This is a genomic window from Gaoshiqia sediminis (genome assembly GCF_025907915.1).
GTDB lineage: Bacteria > Bacteroidota > Bacteroidia > Bacteroidales > Prolixibacteraceae > Gaoshiqia > Gaoshiqia sediminis.
The window spans coordinates 15,510-35,185 of record NZ_JAPAAF010000035.1 but is presented as its reverse complement, the minus strand read 5'-3'; the positions used below and the strand labels follow the sequence as shown (position 1 = coordinate 35,185).

The window sequence follows — 19,676 nt, the reverse complement described above, 5'->3', positions numbered from 1 at the left end:
AATACTATGTATATTGTCTGATTGAGGTACGGATCATCTCCGAAAGAATATCCTGCCCATCCGCTCGGGTAAAAACAGTTTTTGTGAAAATTAGTTGGCCTCTCCGACAGCCCCGTGAAGGACTTAATATGGGTAAAAAAGAAAAATTCTTACTCGCCCCCGCCCTCTTTAAACTTGCTGGGCGGGCAGTTGTAACGTTCCTTAAACTTTTTGCTGAAGTACTTCAGGTCGTTAAAGCCCGAAAGGTAAGCAGCTTCGGAAACGCTATAGCCACCGGCCATGATGTATTGGGCCGCGATTTGCAGCTTGGTGTTGCGCAAAAATTCTACCGGCGACATGCCCGTGAGCGACTTCACCTTGTTGTAAAAAACCGTACGCCCGAGGGAGGTCTCCTTCACCAGGGCATCCACGTTAAAGTCGGCATCCTGACAGTTTTTTTCAATCAGTTCAACCAGGTTTTTCAGAAATTCTTCGTCGCGGTTGGTGATTTTCAGATCGCCCTTAAACGGGTTGTTTTTGTTGAAATAGCCCAGCACATTTTGCCGTTGCCAAAGCAGGTTGCGGATCACCGTGCTGAGATATTCCGAATGAAAAGGCTTCATGACATAAGCTTCGGCGCCCGATTCGATGCCTTCGAGCTGGTCGTCAAGGGCCGACTTGGCTGTTAGCATCACCACGGGAATGTGACTGAGCGCGAAGTCGTTTTTGATGAGCCTGGTCATGCTGATGCCATCCATCACGGGCATCATCAGGTCGGTCACAATCAGGTCGGGCTGCTTCTCGCGGGCCAGGGCCAGGCCTTCCTCGCCGTTGCCGGCCTGGAGCAGCTGGTAGCGGCCGGCCAGAATGGATGCCAGGTAGTTGCGTATTTCCAGGTTATCTTCCACCAGCAAAACCGTTTGCTCCGTTTCCGGCGGCTCCGGCTGAACAGCAGAAGCCTGTTGTTCCTCCTTGCACTCCGGCTCAAACTCGTCGGCATGAGAAAAATGGCGCAGGTCTTCGTTTTGAAGGCCGGCCAGCTCATCTTTCGAAAAATGCGCATTACCCAGCAGCAGGTTTACGGTAAAGCTGCTGCCCTCGCCAGGGGCGCTTTTCACCGCAATATCGCCGTGATGCAACTTCACCAGCTCGTACGAATAGGCCAGCCCAATGCCCGTTCCGCTGAAGTCGGCATTTTCGTCGGTCAGCGAGGTAAAGCGCTCGAACAGCAAAGGCAACTTTTCGCGGGCAATACCTTTACCTTCGTCTTCCACTACCACCGACACCTGGCGCCCCTTGTCGTCGGGAATAATGCGCACAGCAATTTGTTTTCCGGCCGGGGTAAATTTAAAGGCGTTCGACAGCAGGTTAAAGAGCACCGAGTCCATCTTTTCCGGATCCACCAGCACCCGCACTTCCGGACCTTCGGACGGGCAGGAAAAGCGGATTTGGCGCTGCCGGGCCATCTGTTCGAAGTTGTGGCAAATATCTCGCACAAAGGCAGTGAGTTCCACCTCCCGCAGTTTCAGTCGCATTTTCTGGTTCTGTATTTTGCGGAAATCCAGCAACTGGTTGATCAGCCGGAGCATCCGTTTGCCGTTGTTGCTCATGGTTTGGATGGGCGTTTTCAGTTGCGGCGGAAGGTCGGCCATGCGTTTCATATCTTCCAGCGGCCCCAGAACCAGCGTGAGCGGGGTGCGTATTTCGTGGGAGATGTTGGTGAAGAACTTCAGCTTGATCTCGTTCACCTTGCGTTCCACCCGCAGGTCGGTGCGCAGGCGATTGTATTTGGTGAAGATACGGCGCGACACCTCGGCCACCAGCAAAAACAGCAGCACATAGACCACGTAAGCCAAATGGGTGCGCCACCAGGGCGGCAGGATTGTGATTTTCAGTTCGCGCGGCGTGTCAGACCACGTGCCGTCCCAATTGGCCGCCCGTACCAAAAAGGTATATTCACCGGGGGGGAGATTGGTGTACGAAGCTTTGCGTTCGTTGCGTACATCGTACCACTGCTGATCAAAACCATCCAGCGTGTAGGCATAGGCATTCTTCCGCGGATCGAAAAAGCTCAGGGCAGCATACTCGATGCTAAAGCTCGACTGGTTGTACTTCAGCACAACGTGATCGGTATAGTTGATGTGCTTTTGAAGCGGCGAATCGTCGGCCCGGAACGACACATCCTGGTTGAAAATGGAAAAGTGGGTGAACACGACCGGCGGTTGGAACTTCTCAGGGTTCCACTCCTTATTTGAAACCACCAGCAGGCCATCCAACGTACCGAACAGGAGGCGCCCATCGTTCAACTTCAGACAGGTACCTTCGGAAAAATTACTGCATTGCAACCCGTTATTTTCGTCGAAATTATAAAACTGGCCGGTTTCCACTTCATACTTCGATATGCCATTCTCGGTACTTAGCCAAAGGTTACCGCTTTCATCTTCCAGGATGCCAAACACGGCATCACTGATCAGCCCGTTCTTTCGGGTTACCAGATTGAAGATAGCTTGCTCATCCGTTAAGCGTTGCAGGCGGTTGAGCCCGCCACCGAATGTACCAAACCACAGCTGCCGGTCCGAATCCTCGAAAATATGGACCACATCGTTGTAGCTCAGGCTCTGCGGATCGTTTACATCATAGAAGAACGAACGGAAGCGCAGCGTGTCAGCATCCGAAGCGCTCACCAGCTGATTCAGCCCGAAGGTGGTGGCCACCCAAATGTTGCCCGATGCATCTTCAAAGATCTGCCTCACCTCGTTGCTCGACAGGTTGCTGTTCTCGGTTGAAACCAGACGAAAAGTCAACGGATCTGCTCCTGGCTTGTCAATTAAGTTGATGCCTTTTCCGTAGGTGCCCACCCAGATTTGCCCCTGCCGGTCCTGCATCAATGCGTAAATGTTGTTGTCGGCCAGCGCTACCGGGCTATCCGGATCGTAGCGATAAATACGGAAAATGATGTCGTTGTACGAGGCGTATTGATGCAGCGGCTTTCGGCTACGGGCCAGCCCCCCACCTTTGGAGCCTATCCAGAGAAACCCATCTTTGTCCTGCAACAGGGCATATACATTGAAGCGAGGCAGATTCCCGCTTCCGGTCGGAATGCCGGGAAACTCTTTCAGCAAGCGGAAATTGGTATCGTACACATACAATTGGCCGGATTTTGTAGCCAGCCAGATGTTGTTTCCCCGGTCCTGCATCATGGCACGCACCACATTGTCAGACAAATTTGAGATCGTCTTTTCAACTTTCAGTTGGCGAAAAAGCGGATTAGCCGGAATCACTTTGTTCACTCCTCCGTTAAACTGACCGGTGCCCACCCAAATCAGTCCCGACTGGTCCTGCGCTACACAATAGGCAATATCGGAACTGAGCGAATTTGGATTGTTGGGATCGTTTCGGAAAAACTGAAACGATTGGCTTTTCTCGTTGAATACCCCCAACCCGCCCCCATGCGTAGCCACCCATAGGATTGAGTCGCTGTCTTCAAAAAGATATTGCCGTTGCAAATCCACCAGCGATTGAATTTCGCGAGGGACCAGTTCGTGGAAAGCAGACTTTTCCAGTTGATTGTCAATGCGGGTAATGCCAAAGCTGAGGGTGCTGACCCACAAATTCCCACGGCTGTCCTCAAAAACGTCCTCAATATACTGGCCGGGCATAAATCGTTTTTCGTCTCCGGTTGCCGGGTCGTAAACCAGCAGTCCCGAACGATTGGTGCCAGCAACCAGCATGCCGTTGCTTGTCAGGTGCATCACAGTAACATTGTCGCGAAAGTCGGATACCGGCAATGCCGAAACTTCATATTGCTGAAGATCAATCCGTAAAATACCGGAGCTTTCGGTGCCTAAAAACAATTCGTTATCAGTAGCCACACCGCAGGTAAAGGACCGTTCTTCCATATAGACACGCAAACCGGCTTTGACTTCGGTGTCCGATTGGTACAGATTCAGTCCCGCATTAGTCCCAACCCAGACACCGCCATCCGGGTCGCTCACTACAAAGCGCACCGAGTCGGCTGACAAACCATCACTCTCCTTATCCAGGGTTTCCACCTGGTAGATGCCGTCCTCATCAGGCAATCTCAACCGGTAAATACCGGCATTGGAGGTACCCAGCCAGATTGCACCTTCATGCTCCAGGAAAGAGGTAATTCGCGTATTTCGCGGGTTTCCGGGCTCAGTTTTGGAGGGGAAAGAATAAAAACGCTCGGTACGATGATCCAGGTAATGATAATGCCCGTCGTGCGATTCGAGCCAGATAAAGCCCTGCCGGTCTTCCCAAATGGAAACAATGCGGTTGTTGGTCAACGAATATGGATCGTTAAAATTGGTTTTAAAAATTTTGAACTCGTAGCCGTCGTAACGGTTCAGGCCGTCCATGGTACCAAACCACATATAGCCACGACTGTCGCAAAAGATGCTTTGCACCGAATTTTGCGAAAGGCCATCACTGGTATTCAGCACCTCGAAACGCTCAATATCGATGGCCTCTGCCTGTAGTGCCATGATAGTCAGGAGGAAGAAAGAAAGTATGTGACCAAAAATTTTCACTGGCGCCTGATTTTTCGGATGCGAAAAGTAGGATAAAAAGCTTATACTTCAAAACAAACGACAATTCGTACCCCCTCAACAATCATTTTGTCACCAGTAGATCTGTGCTGTAAAACTTACTTTTGACACGTTAGTTTTTAAGGGCGAAGGCTGCCTTTTTGAAAGCTTCCTTCGTAATCCATGTAAACCATTCAATTTCTTAAAACACATGAAGACAGTAAAATTTGCCCTGAGTTTATTCCTGATTTCCTGCGCAACCTTATTGGTAAGCGCGCAACAGGACACCCAAAAGTGGGAAGAAATCTACCAGATTATCGCTAATATGAAGGAGCCCTCCTTCAAAGATAAAACCTACAATATTGTTGATTTTGGCGCGGTTGCCGACGGAGAAACCCTGAATACGGAAGCAATTCAAAAAGCCATCGACACCTGCTCAAAAACAGGGGGTGGTACCGTACTCGTTCCGAAGGGAACCTTCCTGACTGGTGCCATTCACCTGAAAAATGATGTCAACCTGCACGTTTCGGAAGGTGCGTTACTGAAATTCTCGACCAATCCGAAAGATTATCTGCCCTTGGTACAAACCCGCTGGGAAGGGAATGACTGCTTTAACTATTCGCCGCTTGTTTACGCCAACGGGCAAAACAACTTTGCCATCACCGGCAAAGGAACACTGGACGGACAAGGCAGCAATGACACCTGGTGGCCCTGGAAAGGCCAGGCTCAATACGGATGGAAAGAAGGCATGCCCAGCCAACTGCTCGAAACCGGACGTCCGCTGCTCGACAAATGGGAACGCGAAGAAGCGCCGTTGTTCGAACGCCAGGCCGGCGAAGGGCATTACCTGCGCCCTCAGTTCATCAGCTTCATCCATTGCACTTCGGTAAAAATTGAAGATATTAAAATCGTAAATGCACCATTTTGGGTGGTTCATCCCATCCTATCAAAAGACATCATCTTCCGCGGTGTTCACATCGAAAGCCTCGGACCAAACTCAGACGGATTTGACCCTGAATCGTGCAAAAACGTGCTGGTTGAAAATTGCATTTTCGATACCGGCGACGATTGCATTGCCCTCAAATCAGGCCGTAATTCCGATGGCCGTAAACCGAACATTCCAACTGAAAATGTGCTGATCCGCAATTGCAAAATGCTCGAAGGACACGGAGGCGTGGTAATCGGCAGTGAAATCTCGGGTGGTGCCCGCAACATTTTCGCCGAAAACTGCGAAATGAGCAGCCCCCATTTGGATCGCGCCATCCGCCTGAAAACCAACAACCATCGTGGTGGTGTAACCGACGGCCTATATGTTCGCAACATCAAAGTCGGCCAGGTGAAGGATGCCGTTATCCGCATTAACTGCTCATACGACCCGAAAGAAGGCCAGGGCAACTACCCGCCCATGGTTCGCAACGTGTATGTTTCGAACATCACAGCGGATATGACCGGAAAAACCCCTGCCAAATACGGTCTTCGTCTGGAGGGGATAGCGGGTGAAAACGCTGTTGAAAATATCTTCATCAGCGACTGCGATTTCAAAGGCGTTGAAAATATCAGCCTGATCCGTGATGTAAAAAATCTGAACCTGAATAACGTTTTTATCAATAACGAAAAAGTTGAGTTATATTAGTGCTTGAATTATTCCCTGTCTGCCTGGCAACAGGTCGGACGGGGAATTTCAATACATTAACCTCAAAAAAATAACCGATTATGAAATTCCGATTCATTAACTTTTTATTTGCTGTACTTTTACTGGCTGCCTGTTCGCAGCAGGAAAAAGGACAAACCCTCACCATTAGCAACCCGCTTGGAGAACCAGTTTCCGAACTGACTTATGAGCTTTCTTCTTCCGATGTAATGCAATCGATTGCTTCGATGCAAACTACCGGCTTTCACATTCTGGACGGAGAAACTGAAATTCCGTTTCAGATTATCGTAAAAGACAATGCTCCGGCGGCGCTGCTCATTCAGTCCGATTTTGCAGCCGGTGAAGAAAAAAAACTGACCCTTGTGGCCGGAAAAGGAACTGACTTTCCGCAAAAAACACAGGCCGAAATTTCGGTGAAAGAAGGCGGCGAATGGGTTTGGGTAACCAAAAACAATGGCAACGAACAGTACGAATATCAAGGAGGTACCTGGAAAAATGTTACGTCAGTATGGATGGACGAGAAACATACCGACCACTCATTTGACATCCGCTACGAAGGACCAGGCTGGGAGTCGGACAAAATCGGCTACCGTTTTTACTTCGACTGGCGCAATGCGGTTGACATCTTCGGCAAAAAAGTGGACACACTCGTATTGCAGGGTGTTGGCCTCGACGGTTTCGACTCGTACCACGAAATGTGCGACTGGGGCACCGATGTGCTGAAAGTCGGCAACGCACTGGGTATTGGCTCTATTGCCCACTGGGCTGATTCAGCTGCCAACCGGGTAGCCAAAACCGACAGCGTCTATACAGAAGTGACCTACAGTGGCCTGCTCGAATCGAAATTAACCACCAAATACTATGGCTGGGAGTACGCCGGAGGCAAAACCGACCTGGTTTCCGAGTTGTCCATCCGCGCCGGAAGCTACCTGACCAAAGGCCATCTGAAAACCAGCTCCCCGATGGACAATCTGGCTACCGGAATCGTAAAGCTGCCCAACACCAGCGTGTTGAATTCTGACAGCGAAGGAGATTGGGCTTATCTGGCCACGTTCGGTGTTCAAACCTTGCACAACGACCACATGGGCATGGCCATTTTCTATAAGAAAAGCGATCTGCTTGAAGTGACCGAAGACAAATACAGCCATGTGGTGGTACTGAAGCCAACCAACAACGAGCTGACCTACTTCTATGGTGCAGCATGGGAGCAGGATGCATCGAAAATGGATTCGATTGAAAAATTTGAAACTTTCCTGAAGAAACAACTGGCCCTGCTCGATGCCGGGCTAATAAACGAATAAAGCAAATCTAAGTATCAGGGCGCCAGGTTTTGGTTGATAGAGAAAAGGGAGAAGGCTCCCTGATACTTGATGCTTTTTTTGACAGACGGAAACAAAAAACCGTCGCCTGAATAAAATGCCGAAGCCGATTTTTTCACTTCGCACCATAAAAACCGAAACAGCACTCAAACCAAATGAAACAGATTTATAACCTGCTCCTGCTTTTCCTTGTTGCCTTTCTGGTTTCCTGCCATGCGCCGAAAACCCGGCTCGACAGCAAAGAAGAAATCCTGGCCCGCATCCAGGCCCCTGACTTTCCGGATCAAACGTTTAAAGTGACTGATTTTGGCGCTGTTGCCGACTCTGTAACAGATAGCAAACCGGCCATTGATGCTGCCATTCAGGCCTGCAAAACTGCTGGCGGCGGCAAGGTCGTGTTCCCGGCAGGCACCTACCAGGTGGATGGCCCCATTCACCTGGAAAGCAACCTCAATCTTCATCTGGAAGAAGGAGCTACCATCCGTTTCGGAACCAACCCCGCTTCGTACCTCCCGGTAGTGAAAAGCAGCTGGGAAGGCACCCTGCTCTACAACTACAGCCCATTCATTTATGCCTACCAAAAAGAAAACATTGCCATTACCGGAAAGGGGACCATCGACGGAGAAGGCTCGGTAACTTTTGCTCCCTGGCACAGCCGGCAGAAAGAAGACCAGCAACTCTCGCGCGGCATGAACCATCAAAATGTGCCGATTGAAGAACGACAGTTTGGTGAAGGACATTACCTGCGACCGCAATTGGTGCAATTGTTCGAATGCAAGAATATTTTGGTGGAAGATGTAAGGGTTGAAGATTCGCCCTTCTGGTGTATCCACCTGCTGATGTGCGAAAACGTTACCCTGCGCGGCCTCACCTACGATGCCCAAAACAAAAATAACGACGGCATCGATCCCGAATATTCACGCGACATCCTGATCGAAAACATCACCTTCAACAACAACGACGACAATGTGGCCGTAAAAGCCGGACGCGACCACGAAGGCCGGGCCATGCTACGCCCCAGCGAAAACATCATCATCCGCAATTGCCACTTCAAAGGGCTGCACGCCGTAGTAATGGGTAGCGAAATGTCGTCGGGGGTGCGCAACGTGTTTGTGGAAAACTGCGACTATGCCGGTTACCTGAAACGCGGCATCTATCTGAAATCGAACCCCGACCGTGGCGGCGAGTTATCCAACATTTACGTCAACAACGTACATTTTGGCGAAGTGCTCGACTGCTTTATGGTTACTTCGAACTATCACAACGAAGGCACCGAATTCCCAACCAATATCCAGGACATTTACATCAGCAACGTGACGTGTAAAAAGGCCAACAACTACGGCATTTACATCAAAGGGCACGAGCTGAAAAAAGTGCACGGTTTCACGATTGAAAATTTCAGGGTCGATAGTGCCTCTCGTGGTGTGTTTGTGGATTATGCCGAAAACATCAACTTAATCCAGGTTTCAGTTGATGGAAAATCGGTCAGCTGGGAACCCGAAAAGCTGAAGTTGAACCCAAGCTCGGATTACGATTATTAAAGTCACCCAATCAATCATCAGATCATGCTGAAACTAAAAACTTACTTTCTCGTCCTTCTGATCGCCCCGTTGATGGCAATGGCCCAAAACGAATTTCCGCAAGACACATCGTTCGCAGTGTATTCCACCTTCCAAAAGATTAAAAAGGATTTTCCCCAAGCCCGGCCGGTAAAACCATTCGCTTCGGAAAAAGTCCTTTCGCTGCCCGACCAGGTGTACCGGGTTCGCGAGAACCGGCTGCTACGCATGGACGTCTTTCTTCCCAACAACAGCGACAAAACATGCCGCCCGGTGGTAATGATGATCCACGGCGGAGGCTGGCGCTCAGGAAACAAATCGCATCTGGTACCGCTTGCCCAAAAGCTGGCGATAGACGGCTATGTAACAGCCACGGTAGGGCAACGGCTTTCCATCGAAGCACTGTACCCGGCTGCCGTTCACGACCTGAAAGAGGCCATCCGTTTTCTGAAGCACAACAGCCAATTGTATGGCATCGACACCACCCGGATTGCCGTGCTGGGCTGCTCGTCGGGTGCTACCATGGCCAGCCTGCTGGCCACTACCGGTCATTTGACTACGTTTGACGACCCGGCATCGCTTTATCCGGCACACACCGCCCGCGTGCAGGCGCTGATAAACATCGACGGGGTGGTTGACTTTACCGACCCAAACGAAAGCGCCAAAGATACCAATCCCGATAAACCTTCGGCCGGGGCCATGTTTTTTGGCGCCACCTACAACGAAAAGCCGGAGCTCTGGAAAGATGCTTCTGCCATCAATTACGTGGATAAAAACACCCCGCCAACGCTGTATATAAACAGCGCCCTGCCCCGCTTTCATGCCGGACGGGATTCGCTGTTAAGCATTCTGAATGCAAATAACATTTATAATGAAGTTCATGAAATTCCCGATACGCCTCATCCATTTTGGTTGTTCCACCCTTGGTTTGACGAAACACACGGCTATATCCGGGATTTCCTGAATACAATTTTCAATAAAACTAAAGGATTATGACAGCAAAATCATTCTTCACATTTCTCAGTGTACTCCTGGTAGCAGCCACGGTTCAAGCCCAGCCCTGGAACGCCGACCTGGGCAACGGCAAATACAAAAACCCGATCTTGTTTGCCGACTATTCCGACCCGGACGTTTGCCGGGTAGGCGACGATTTCTATATGACGGCTTCAAGTTTTAACTGCGCACCTGGTCTGCCGATACTGCATTCAAAAGATATGGTCAACTGGGAATTGATTGGTTACGCCCTGGAACAACAATACCCGATTGACCACTTTAAAACACCGCAACACGGAAATGGTGTTTGGGCGCCTTCTATCCGTTACCACGAAGGTGAATTGTACATTTACTGGGGCGACCCCGATTTTGGTATTTACATGGTGAAAGCCAAAGATCCGAAAGGCCCCTGGAGCGAACCGGTCATGGTAAAAGAAGGCAAAGGACTGATTGATGCCTGCCCCATTTGGGCTGAAGACGGAAAAGCATATATGGCTTACGCTTTCGCAGGCAGTCGTGCAGGCGTAAAAACCGTCATCATGATGACCGAGCTAACCGCTGACGGAACCCAAGCCATTGGCAATAGCGTGATGGTATTCGATGGTCACGACGGCCATACCACCTGCGAAGGAGCGAAATTCTACCAGCATGGCGATTACTATTACATCATGGCCCCGGCCGGTGGTGTAAAACCCGGCTGGCAATTGGCTATGCGTTCCAAAAACATTTGGGGACCGTACGAAATGAAAGTCGTGCTTCACCAGGGAGACACCAACATCAACGGACCTCACCAGGGAGCATTGGTGGTACAGGAAAACGGCGACAGCTGGTTTTACCATTTTCAGGACCGCTGGGCTTACGGACGTATTATTCACCTGCAACCGGTAACCTGGGTGGATGGATGGCCTATCCCTGGTGTGGACAGCAACAAAGATGGCATTGGCGAGCCGGTTGCCGAATGGACCAAACCGAATGTTGGCAAAACATATCCGGCCACTCCCCTGGTAACTTCCGACGAGTTTAACACCCACGAATGGGGCTTGCAATGGCAATGGCATGCCAATCCCGAAGTCTATTTCGGCTACATGTCGGCCAACCTGGGCTACCTGCGCCTCAACTGCATTCAACAACCCGAAGACTATGTGAGCTTGTGGCAATTGCCGAACCTGTTCCTGCAAAAATTTCCGGCTCCCGACTTTACCGCAACCACCAAACTTAATTTCTTTAACCACGAAGAAGGCGACCGCACCGGCTTGCTGATCATGGGAGAGGATTATTCATATATCGGGTTGAAACAAGTAGACGGCGCCGTGAAACTGGTGCAAAATACCTGTATAAAAGCCCGTACAGGAGGCACAGAAGAAGAACAAGCTTCGATAGACATCGACCAAAAAGAAATCTATCTGCGAGTGACGGTAAAACACGTCCCCAACAGCCCAACGCATGATGCCGTGGCTACGTTCAGCTATAGTCTGAATGGCAAGCGTTTCAAGGATTTTGGTACAGATTTCCAACCGGCAGCCGGTCGCTGGATTGGTGCTAAGATGGGACTGTTTGCAACCAGCTCAACCCTAACCAATGATTGTGGTTATGTGGATGTTGACTGGTTCCGGGTGGAATAAGGGATTGATGATTGATGATTGATGATTGGGGATTGGTAAACTGGTCATTCGTCATTAGTCATTCATAGTCATTTGTTGCTCATGGATATGAAACCTGGATCCGGCAGTAGCCGGAGTAAACACCTGGAATCTGGAACCCGAAACTTGGAACTTGAAACTTGGAACTTGAAACTCAAATCACCGCAAAGGAACAAAGACGCAGAGATATGCGGTTGACGATTAGCGATTTGCGATTAACGATGGGAAACAGGAAACCCGAAACTTGGAACCTGGAACCTGGAACTTGAAATTTGAAACCCGAAACTTGAAACTTGAAACTTAAAACCCAAAATATGAAAACAAAATTAATTGTCTTGGCAGTCCTGGTAATAGCTCTGATCACCGCATTTCGGGAAACCGGTGAAAAGAATGTCCGGATCTTCATGATTGGGGACTCGACCATGGCCAACAAAGCACCCGAAAAAGCACCCGAAACCGGCTGGGGAATGGTATTCGGAGATTTTTTCAACGAACAGGTGACTATTGAAAACCATGCTGTTAACGGGCGTAGCTCAAAAAGCTTCATCGGAGAAGGGCGCTGGCAAAAAGTGTACAACCAGCTTCAACCCGGCGACTATGTGTTCATCCAGTTTGGGCATAACGACCAGAAAGATCAAAGCCCCGACCGCTTTACCAATCCATTCACAACGTACCGGGCCAACCTGGAGCGATTTGTACGCGAAAGCCGCGAAAAAGGGGCCATCCCGATTTTGCTGACTTCGGTGGTGCGCCGCAACTTTAACGAAAAAGGCAGCCTAATCGACACGCACGGAAACTATCCGCTGGTTGTCAGGATGGTGGCCTCCGATTTGGATGTACCGTTTATAGACTTGCAACTGCTCACCGAACAGAAAATGACCGATATGGGCCCCGAGGAGTCGAAAAAACTGTATCTCTGGCTCGAAGCCGGGGAAAATGCCAACTACCCCAATGGCGTTCAGGACAATACACACTTCTGTCACACCGGAGCTACCGAAGTGGCTTCTATGGTTGTCGGAGAATTGAAAAAACTGCATTTGCTGGAAGAATATCTAAAAAAATAGTTGTTGATAATGTGTTTTTTTGTGTGCCAGTCACACGTGTTTGGTTAGATGAAGGAGGGAAAGCAATTTCCTTCCTTTTTTTTATATTATTGGGATTTCTCAAACATAAACCACTGAATTTTTATCTTCCTACTTTCAATTTTATATTGTAAACTTGTACACTCAATTATTCAAAATAACACCAGCAGATTAGATCATGTCACAAAAAATCGCATTCATCACCGGGATTACCGGACAAGACGGGGCCTACCTCGCCGAATATTTGTTGAAAAAAGGCTACATCGTTCACGGACTGAAACGGCGTTCGTCGCTGTTCAACACCGACCGCATCGACCATCTCTACCAGGATCCGCATGTGGAAAACCGCAACCTGATTTTACACTACGGCGATCTGACCGACTCGATGAACCTGACCCGCATCATCCAGGAAGTTCAGCCTGACGAAATTTATAACCTGGCAGCAATGAGCCATGTGAAAGTCAGTTTCGACACGCCCGAATACACGGCGAATGCCGACGGGATTGGCACCCTGCGCATCCTGGAGGCCGTTCGTCTGCTGGGGCTGTCGCAAAAAACGCGTATTTACCAGGCATCTACCAGTGAGCTGTATGGCTTGGTACAGGAAGTTCCGCAACGCGAAACCACTCCTTTTTACCCGCGTTCGCCGTATGCCGTGGCCAAGATGTACGCCTACTGGATTACCGTGAACTACCGCGAAGCCTACGGGATGCATGCCAGCAACGGCATCCTCTTCAACCACGAATCGCCGATCCGCGGCGAAACATTCGTCACCCGAAAAATTACCCGTGCCATCAGCCGCATTGCGTTGGGCATGCAGGATAAACTATACCTGGGCAACCTGTCGGCCAAGCGCGACTGGGGCCATGCCAAGGATTACATTAAAGCCATGTACCTGATTTTACAGCAAGACAAGCCCGATGATTATGTGATTGCTACCGGCATTACCACCACCATCCGCGACTTTGTGAAGCTGGCCGGGGCCGAGATTGGCCTGGAAATCAGCTTCACCGGTGAAGGCGCAAGCGAAAAAGGGTTTATCACGCATGTAGATGAAAACCTGTTCCACGAAAAGGTAGGTTCCGATTATCTAAACCGGATCGCTGAAGTCATCAAACGTCAAGCATCAATCGTAGAGGTCGATCCGGCTTACTTCCGGCCCACCGAGGTCGATCTGCTGATTGGCGACCCCACAAAATCAAAAACCGTGCTGGGTTGGGAACCACAGTACGACCTGAACGCGCTGGTGAAAGACATGATGCAATCGGACATTAAGCTCATGCAAAAAGATGCCTGGCTGAAAGAAGGTGGATATACGGTGATGAACTACTTTGAATAGATTATTCCACAGATGCCACTAATGAACACAGATGATTATCCATTAAGCGAGGAAAGCTACCAAATTATTGGCGCCTGTATGAATGTCCATAATGAATTGGGTGCGGGATTTATGGAAGCTGTTTATCAGGAAGCCCTTGTACTGGAGCTTCATGACTTATTAATTCCTTTCGTTCGGGAGAAAATATTGGACATCTATTACAAAGGATATTTGCTCGAGAAGAAATATAAAGCTGACTTTATTTGTTTCGACCAAATTATTGTTGAGCTCAAAGCAGTGAATGAATTAAATTCAGAACATACAGCCCAGGCTTTAAATTATCTGAAAGCAACAGGTATGAAATTGGCCCTATTGGTGAACTTTGGCAAAACAAGACTGCAATATAAACGGGTGATTAGGTAGGTATCGTTTTTACTGCGCAACTGTCAACAGCGTAAGTAATATCGGTTATCTGTAATTTGTGTTTATTTGTGACCATCTGTGGACAGAAAATAGACCGCAGGTCTTTATCTTTGAATTTTAGGAAAATAATCATACAGCAACATGAAGAAGAAAGTATTTGTTTCCGGTTGTTTTGACATGCTCCATTCGGGGCACGTGGCCTTTTTCCGCGAGGCAGCAACACATGGCGACCTGTATGTTGGACTGGGTTCCGACAAAACCATATTTAACCTGAAAGGCCGTAAAACCATCAATACGGATGCAGAACGACTCTACATGGTGCGTGCGATCCGGTACGTAACGGATGCCTGGATCAATTCCGGCTCGGGCCTGATGGACTTCGAACAGGAAGTGAGACAACTGAAACCCGACATCTTCTTTGTAAATGAAGATGGCTACACCCCCGACAAACAGAAACTATGTGCTGAAATAGGCATCGAGTTACTGGTGAGCAAGCGCGAACCACACCAGGGACTACCGGTGCGCTCGACGACAGCTTTACGCAGTGAGTGCCGTATCCCTTTTCGTCTCGATCTGGCAGGTGGTTGGCTCGATCAGCCTTTTGTGTCGCAGCACCATCCCGGTCCGGTGATTACCATCTCCATTGAACCTGACTACGATTTTAACGACCGCAGCGGCATGTCGAGCAGCACCCGGAAAAAAGCCATTCAGCTTTGGAAGACCGATATCCCCGAAGGCGACACCGAACTGCTCGCCAAAACCCTGTTCAGTTTTGAAAACCCACCCGGAACAAAATATGTTTCGGGCTCGCAGGATGCCATTGGCATCGTCTTTCCGGGCGTTAACAAACTCGACTATGAGCCCGGCCAATACTGGCCATCTGCTATTACCGCCCAATCCAACAAAGAAGTACTCGATTTCATCGAACGTCACCTGTGGTTTATCACCCTTTCTCCGCGAAACGGGAGCTATGACGTGCTGGCCGATACGGCAATTAATGCTGAAAACGCGAAAGCGCTGGCCGATGCTGCCCTGGGTTGTTGGGATGCCATTCTGCAAAAAAACCTGAATGCTTTTGGGCACTATTTCAGGAAAAGTTTCGAAGCACAAATTCAACTATTTCCCAACATGGTAAATGAGCAAATCAACGAACAAATTGAACAATATCGTGATACGGCTTTAGGCTGGAAACTGAGTGGGGCTGGTGGCGGGGGCTACCTGGTACTGGTATCGGACAAACCGATTCCCAATGCCATCCAAGTCCGTATCCGGCGGTAAAGCCCTCAAAAAAAATTTCGTCTTTTTAGAATACAGGATGCAGTAGCAACCATTTAGATGGGTAATGCAAGCATTGACTCAAAATTTTTCAAACCGGTTTTGTAAACACCTTATTTCAATGTCCCAGTTTTTCCTATCGGGTTTAGCCTTTTGCCTGGCCTTTAGCATCATCTTTCTGATTCAACCTTCGGTGGCCAAGGTGGCTTTTGCAAAAAATTTCAAAGCGTTCCCTGAAAAAGCCTTTCCGGGCATTCCGCTCCTCACCCTGGGCGGAATCTCCATGTTTATTGGCATAACCCTGGCTATAGCCCTGTGCACCAACAACCAAGGCTTCAATGAGCTTCATCCGCTTATATCGGCCATGGTGGTTTTGCTTTTTTCGGGACTGGTGATCGACTCCGGGCATGGATATCGCTATCTCCGTCAGTTTGCCAAATTTTTTGCTGCCGGCCTGTTGGTTATTCGTGGCGAAGACGGGCCTGAAGCCATTTTCTCCACGCTGGCGCCCTGGCTGGATGCCCTCATCCAATTCGGCTTTGTCTTGCTGTTCATGTTTGCTTACCATGCTGCTGTGGTGTACCGGAAAATGCCCTTCCTCTTTGCCGGTTTATTCAATGCGCTAATTTTTGTCGTTCTTTTTTGGCCAATCCCGACTGCCTCCAGCTACACATTGTTGACCATCACACTTTCCGGAAGTGTGGCCGGAATTCTGACCTACAGCCGGTATGCCCTTCATCAAAAGAAACCGCTGCCGTTGATTGGGCACACGGGCATTTTCCTGATTGCCATTATCCTTGCAACCCTATGGCTCCAGCTAATTGCCCAGTGGGTTCATTAAATTCCCGACCATCCGTCTACACGCTGATCAGCGCTTCACGTTTCCGGCCATCCATCAGGATTTTAAGATCATGTTCAAACCGGATATGTTTCACAAAGTTAAGTTCCTCCACCACGGTTTGCTCTTTCAGCATGTCCAGGTTCATCACCGCATCACTACTGTTGTGGGGTACCGAGAAATAACCAACATTCATGGAGGTCACGTTATGGAAAAAATGTGAGCCCAACGAACCTTCGAGTGGAAAATCCTCCAGGCCCATTTCAATAATGACACGGGCTTTAGAAATTTGAGCCCAGGCTACCGGGATACCCGTAAATGGGTCGCGTGACCCCCACCGTCCGGGACCGATCAGCAGATATTCCTTCCCGGCAATGTCCATCTTTTTATTAAACTGATTGATCTCCTGCGCGATGAGCTTAGTCTTTGTTTTATCGAATTTTTCGTCCGAGACGTATATCACATCCCGGATGCCACTAATCTGACCGTTGCCCATCCCCCTACGGGCAAACAACAAGGTGTTTGATTTATCCATTTCACCCAGGTCAATTTTCAGCTCTTCCTCGTGCCTGATCAATGGTTTTATTTGCAGCAAGTAAAACGTAGGGACGCCATCTTCGCCTTTTTCCAGGTCAACCGCATATTCCATTTCTACCGGCGAGCCCATCGCTTCACGGAACAAGCGCAATAAAAAACGGATGGTTTCGGCCAGCGGAAGGTGGTTGTACTTGAGAATATTGGCAAAGTTGATTACCCGGGGCCCCCTAATCCCCACGCCGGGGACGAGATCATCGTTTTCAGGATCGTACACCGAAGCGCTGTGTTCCAGGGTACCATCAACCTCTGCCTCACGTATCGGGAGTTTCAGTATGGCAGCATCCTCCCCGTCATGCACCAGGTCAATCCCGCTTCGGTGCATATCCAAGGCGTAAAACTCACGTTGCGAATCGCGCACCTGGTCTTTGATGCTACTTGGGTTGATATTTGGGTATCGCGGACAAAAACGGAACGCATTTTCCCCGCCAACTACGTACATGCCCAGGCCAACTGCCGCAACGGCAAAACCATCCTGTGGCTCCATGTACGACACCGGATAATAATTATACGATTGGGCCACCCCGCTGATGGATGGATAATAGCGTTTGTTGTGTTCGTGCCCAACCACCTCCTGTATAACCACCGCCATTTTTTCCTCTTCAATTTTATAGTTCACCGCATCGAAATACGAAACTGCCGAATCGGTAAAAATACTGGCATACACCAACTTAACAGCCGTTTGCAATTGAGAATAACGCACCATCACATCGGGATGATTATTCGGAATGAGGTAAGTGGCATACACACCCGAAAAAGGTTGCAGCAACGAATCTTCAAACAAACCCGAAGAACGGACAGCCAAAGGCCTCATCACTTTCTCGACATAAGCCATCAGCCTGGCCTGTAAACTATCGCTCAGCTCCGATTCCAAAAACATGGATTTAATATGTTCATAATCGTTGCTGCTATATATTTCCTCATACAAATTGTTCAGCTCGAGAAATTTATCAAACTCGATAGCACCGATTACCGCGGTTGCAGGAATGCGGATATTGATGTTGGGGATAATTTTTTTGAAGTCGATATTTTCGATAAAGTTGCACATGAAAGCGATACCACGTCCTTTCCCGCCCAGCGAACCTTTCCCAAGACGCAGCACGTACCGCTCGGAGTTCAGCAATCCGGGATCGAAGTTAATGATGCGGCCCCGAAGCTTTTTCAGGCGCATTTTCTCAAAAACGTCGAGGCAAAAATACCGCAGCTCCAGTGTGCTTTCAAAATCCTCGAACCGGTAAGGTCGTAATTGCTCGGCAATATTGATCTCCCCGCGGGCCATCAGCCAGGTGGAGAATGAATTTCGTTTGCCATGATAAGCCAAGGCTTCATCGGGCACTACCTTGAACATTTCCTGAAATTCCTGTAAGTTATGCGCCACCATGATAGGCGTCCCTTTATCGTCCTTAAAAACAAAATTGCCAAACCCCAGCCGTTTATAAATGAAGTTATGAATGTCCATTGAAAGACTTTCGGAGTTTTTATTGATAAACTCGGCGCCAATTTCGCGTGCCCGGATAGCATTGTTAACATCCTGGCTTTGCAGGAGCAGGGGCACCGGGAAACGCAGAAACTGCTGCACATATTTTAACAGCATAATCCCCGAATCTTCATCTTCCCGATCATTACGATGGAATTTCACATCCGAAATTACGCACAGCAGGTAGTCGCGGTATTTATTGATCATCGCTATCGCCTCTTCGTAGGTACTCACCAGCACCACTTTAGGACGCGCACGCATTTTCAGGATCATGTGCAGCTCGTCACCAGATTCGTCCTGCACCAGGTTTTGCGTTTGCGTCATGATATTGGTGTACAGCATGGGCAAATAGCGGGAGTAATACTGAATAGAATCCTCGATCAGCAAAATAACCCGGACATTCCCGTTTTGGGTGTCGGCTTCCAGGTTCTTTTTATCCTCGATATATTTCACCATGGCCAGGAAGACATTGGAATTGCCGTTCCAGACAAACACCTGGTCGATGGATGCAAATTGATTGGCAGCTTTCTGGAAATAGCGCAAATCGCCGTTGTTGTTTACCAACAGCAAAATCGGAACATTATTGTTCGCCTGGTTGATCACATCAGCCATCTTCACCGGAATGTCCTTGTCCACCCCAACCATAATAATGACCAGGTCGAAATCGCGTACGCTCAACATCTTCAAAGCCTCCTCTTCGGAGTTCACACTAGTAAAACGCGGGTAGGTATAAAGATTCAGCTGAAGGAATTCCCCGAAAATTTTTTCAGTAAATTGTCCTTCGCGCACAATCGAATAGCTATCGTACAAGGTAGCCACCAGCATGACCTCTTTCACCTTGGTGGGCATCAGCTCCTCAAAAATGTCGCGGTCGTTTTTCTTGTGCTTGTATATCGAAGCGAGGGTAATATCATCGAGCTGGTTCATGCAGTAATCATTTCAATTAACCGATGAAATTAGGAAAAAACTTGCAGCACAAGA

12 protein-coding genes are annotated in these 19,676 nt (G+C 49.0%); 10 read left to right on the top strand and 2 right to left on the bottom strand.

The window, feature by feature from the left end; translation table 11 throughout:
• Window positions 1-149 precede the first annotated feature (149 nt).
• Window positions 150-4,484: a hybrid sensor histidine kinase/response regulator transcription factor gene (locus tag N2K84_RS16700; RefSeq protein ID WP_282592975.1), complete on the bottom strand. Its 4,335-nt coding sequence runs from the start codon at window positions 4,482-4,484 to the stop codon at window positions 150-152.
• A gap of 253 nt (window positions 4,485-4,737) precedes the next feature.
• On the opposite strand from N2K84_RS16700, the gene N2K84_RS16695 reads away from it, so the two are divergent.
• The 10 genes from N2K84_RS16695 to N2K84_RS16650 all read left to right on the top strand — a co-directional run bounded on the left by N2K84_RS16695 (window position 4,738) and on the right by N2K84_RS16650 (window position 16,627).
• Entirely contained in the window at window positions 4,738-6,159 is a 1,422-nt protein-coding gene (locus N2K84_RS16695; RefSeq protein WP_282592974.1) for a glycoside hydrolase family 28 protein, read from the top strand.
• 80 nt (window positions 6,160-6,239) lie between these two features.
• Complete coding sequence (locus N2K84_RS16690) at window positions 6,240-7,478, top strand: DUF4861 family protein (RefSeq protein WP_282592973.1); 1,239 nt, start codon at window positions 6,240-6,242, stop codon at window positions 7,476-7,478.
• 173 nt (window positions 7,479-7,651) lie between these two features.
• A complete protein-coding gene (locus tag N2K84_RS16685) occupies window positions 7,652-9,037 on the top strand; it encodes a glycoside hydrolase family 28 protein (RefSeq protein ID WP_282592972.1) in 1,386 nt (461 codons plus the stop codon).
• A gap of 24 nt (window positions 9,038-9,061) precedes the next feature.
• On the top strand, window positions 9,062-10,051 hold the full coding sequence (locus tag N2K84_RS16680) for an alpha/beta hydrolase (RefSeq protein ID WP_282592971.1): 990 nt from the start codon (window positions 9,062-9,064) through the stop codon (window positions 10,049-10,051).
• Window positions 10,048-11,670 carry a glycoside hydrolase family 43 protein gene (locus N2K84_RS16675; RefSeq protein ID WP_282592970.1) on the top strand — a complete coding sequence of 541 codons (1,623 nt, stop codon included), beginning with the start codon at window positions 10,048-10,050 and terminating at the stop codon, window positions 11,668-11,670. The genes N2K84_RS16680 and N2K84_RS16675 overlap by 4 nt, the downstream gene beginning before the upstream one ends.
• A 332-nt stretch (window positions 11,671-12,002) precedes the next feature.
• Window positions 12,003-12,752, top strand: coding sequence for a rhamnogalacturonan acetylesterase (locus N2K84_RS16670; protein ID WP_282592969.1), 750 nt, complete (start codon window positions 12,003-12,005; stop codon window positions 12,750-12,752).
• A gap of 196 nt (window positions 12,753-12,948) precedes the next feature.
• The gene (gene gmd / locus N2K84_RS16665) at window positions 12,949-14,109 is read left to right on the top strand and encodes a GDP-mannose 4,6-dehydratase (RefSeq protein WP_282592968.1); all 1,161 of its coding nucleotides are present in this window, start codon (window positions 12,949-12,951) and stop codon (window positions 14,107-14,109) included.
• 12 nt (window positions 14,110-14,121) lie between these two features.
• Window positions 14,122-14,511: a GxxExxY protein gene (locus N2K84_RS16660; protein ID WP_282592967.1), complete on the top strand. Its 390-nt coding sequence runs from the start codon at window positions 14,122-14,124 to the stop codon at window positions 14,509-14,511.
• Between the two features lie 141 nt (window positions 14,512-14,652).
• Window positions 14,653-15,789 carry an adenylyltransferase/cytidyltransferase family protein gene (locus tag N2K84_RS16655; protein WP_282592966.1) on the top strand — a complete coding sequence of 379 codons (1,137 nt, stop codon included), beginning with the start codon at window positions 14,653-14,655 and terminating at the stop codon, window positions 15,787-15,789.
• A 118-nt stretch (window positions 15,790-15,907) separates the two neighbouring features.
• Window positions 15,908-16,627, top strand: coding sequence for a hypothetical protein (locus tag N2K84_RS16650; protein WP_282592965.1), 720 nt, complete (start codon window positions 15,908-15,910; stop codon window positions 16,625-16,627).
• 16 nt (window positions 16,628-16,643) lie between these two features.
• On the opposite strand, the gene N2K84_RS16645 is transcribed toward N2K84_RS16650, so the two are convergent.
• A complete protein-coding gene (locus N2K84_RS16645) occupies window positions 16,644-19,622 on the bottom strand; it encodes a PEP/pyruvate-binding domain-containing protein (RefSeq protein ID WP_282592964.1) in 2,979 nt (992 codons plus the stop codon).
• Window positions 19,623-19,676: the final 54 nt, after the last annotated feature.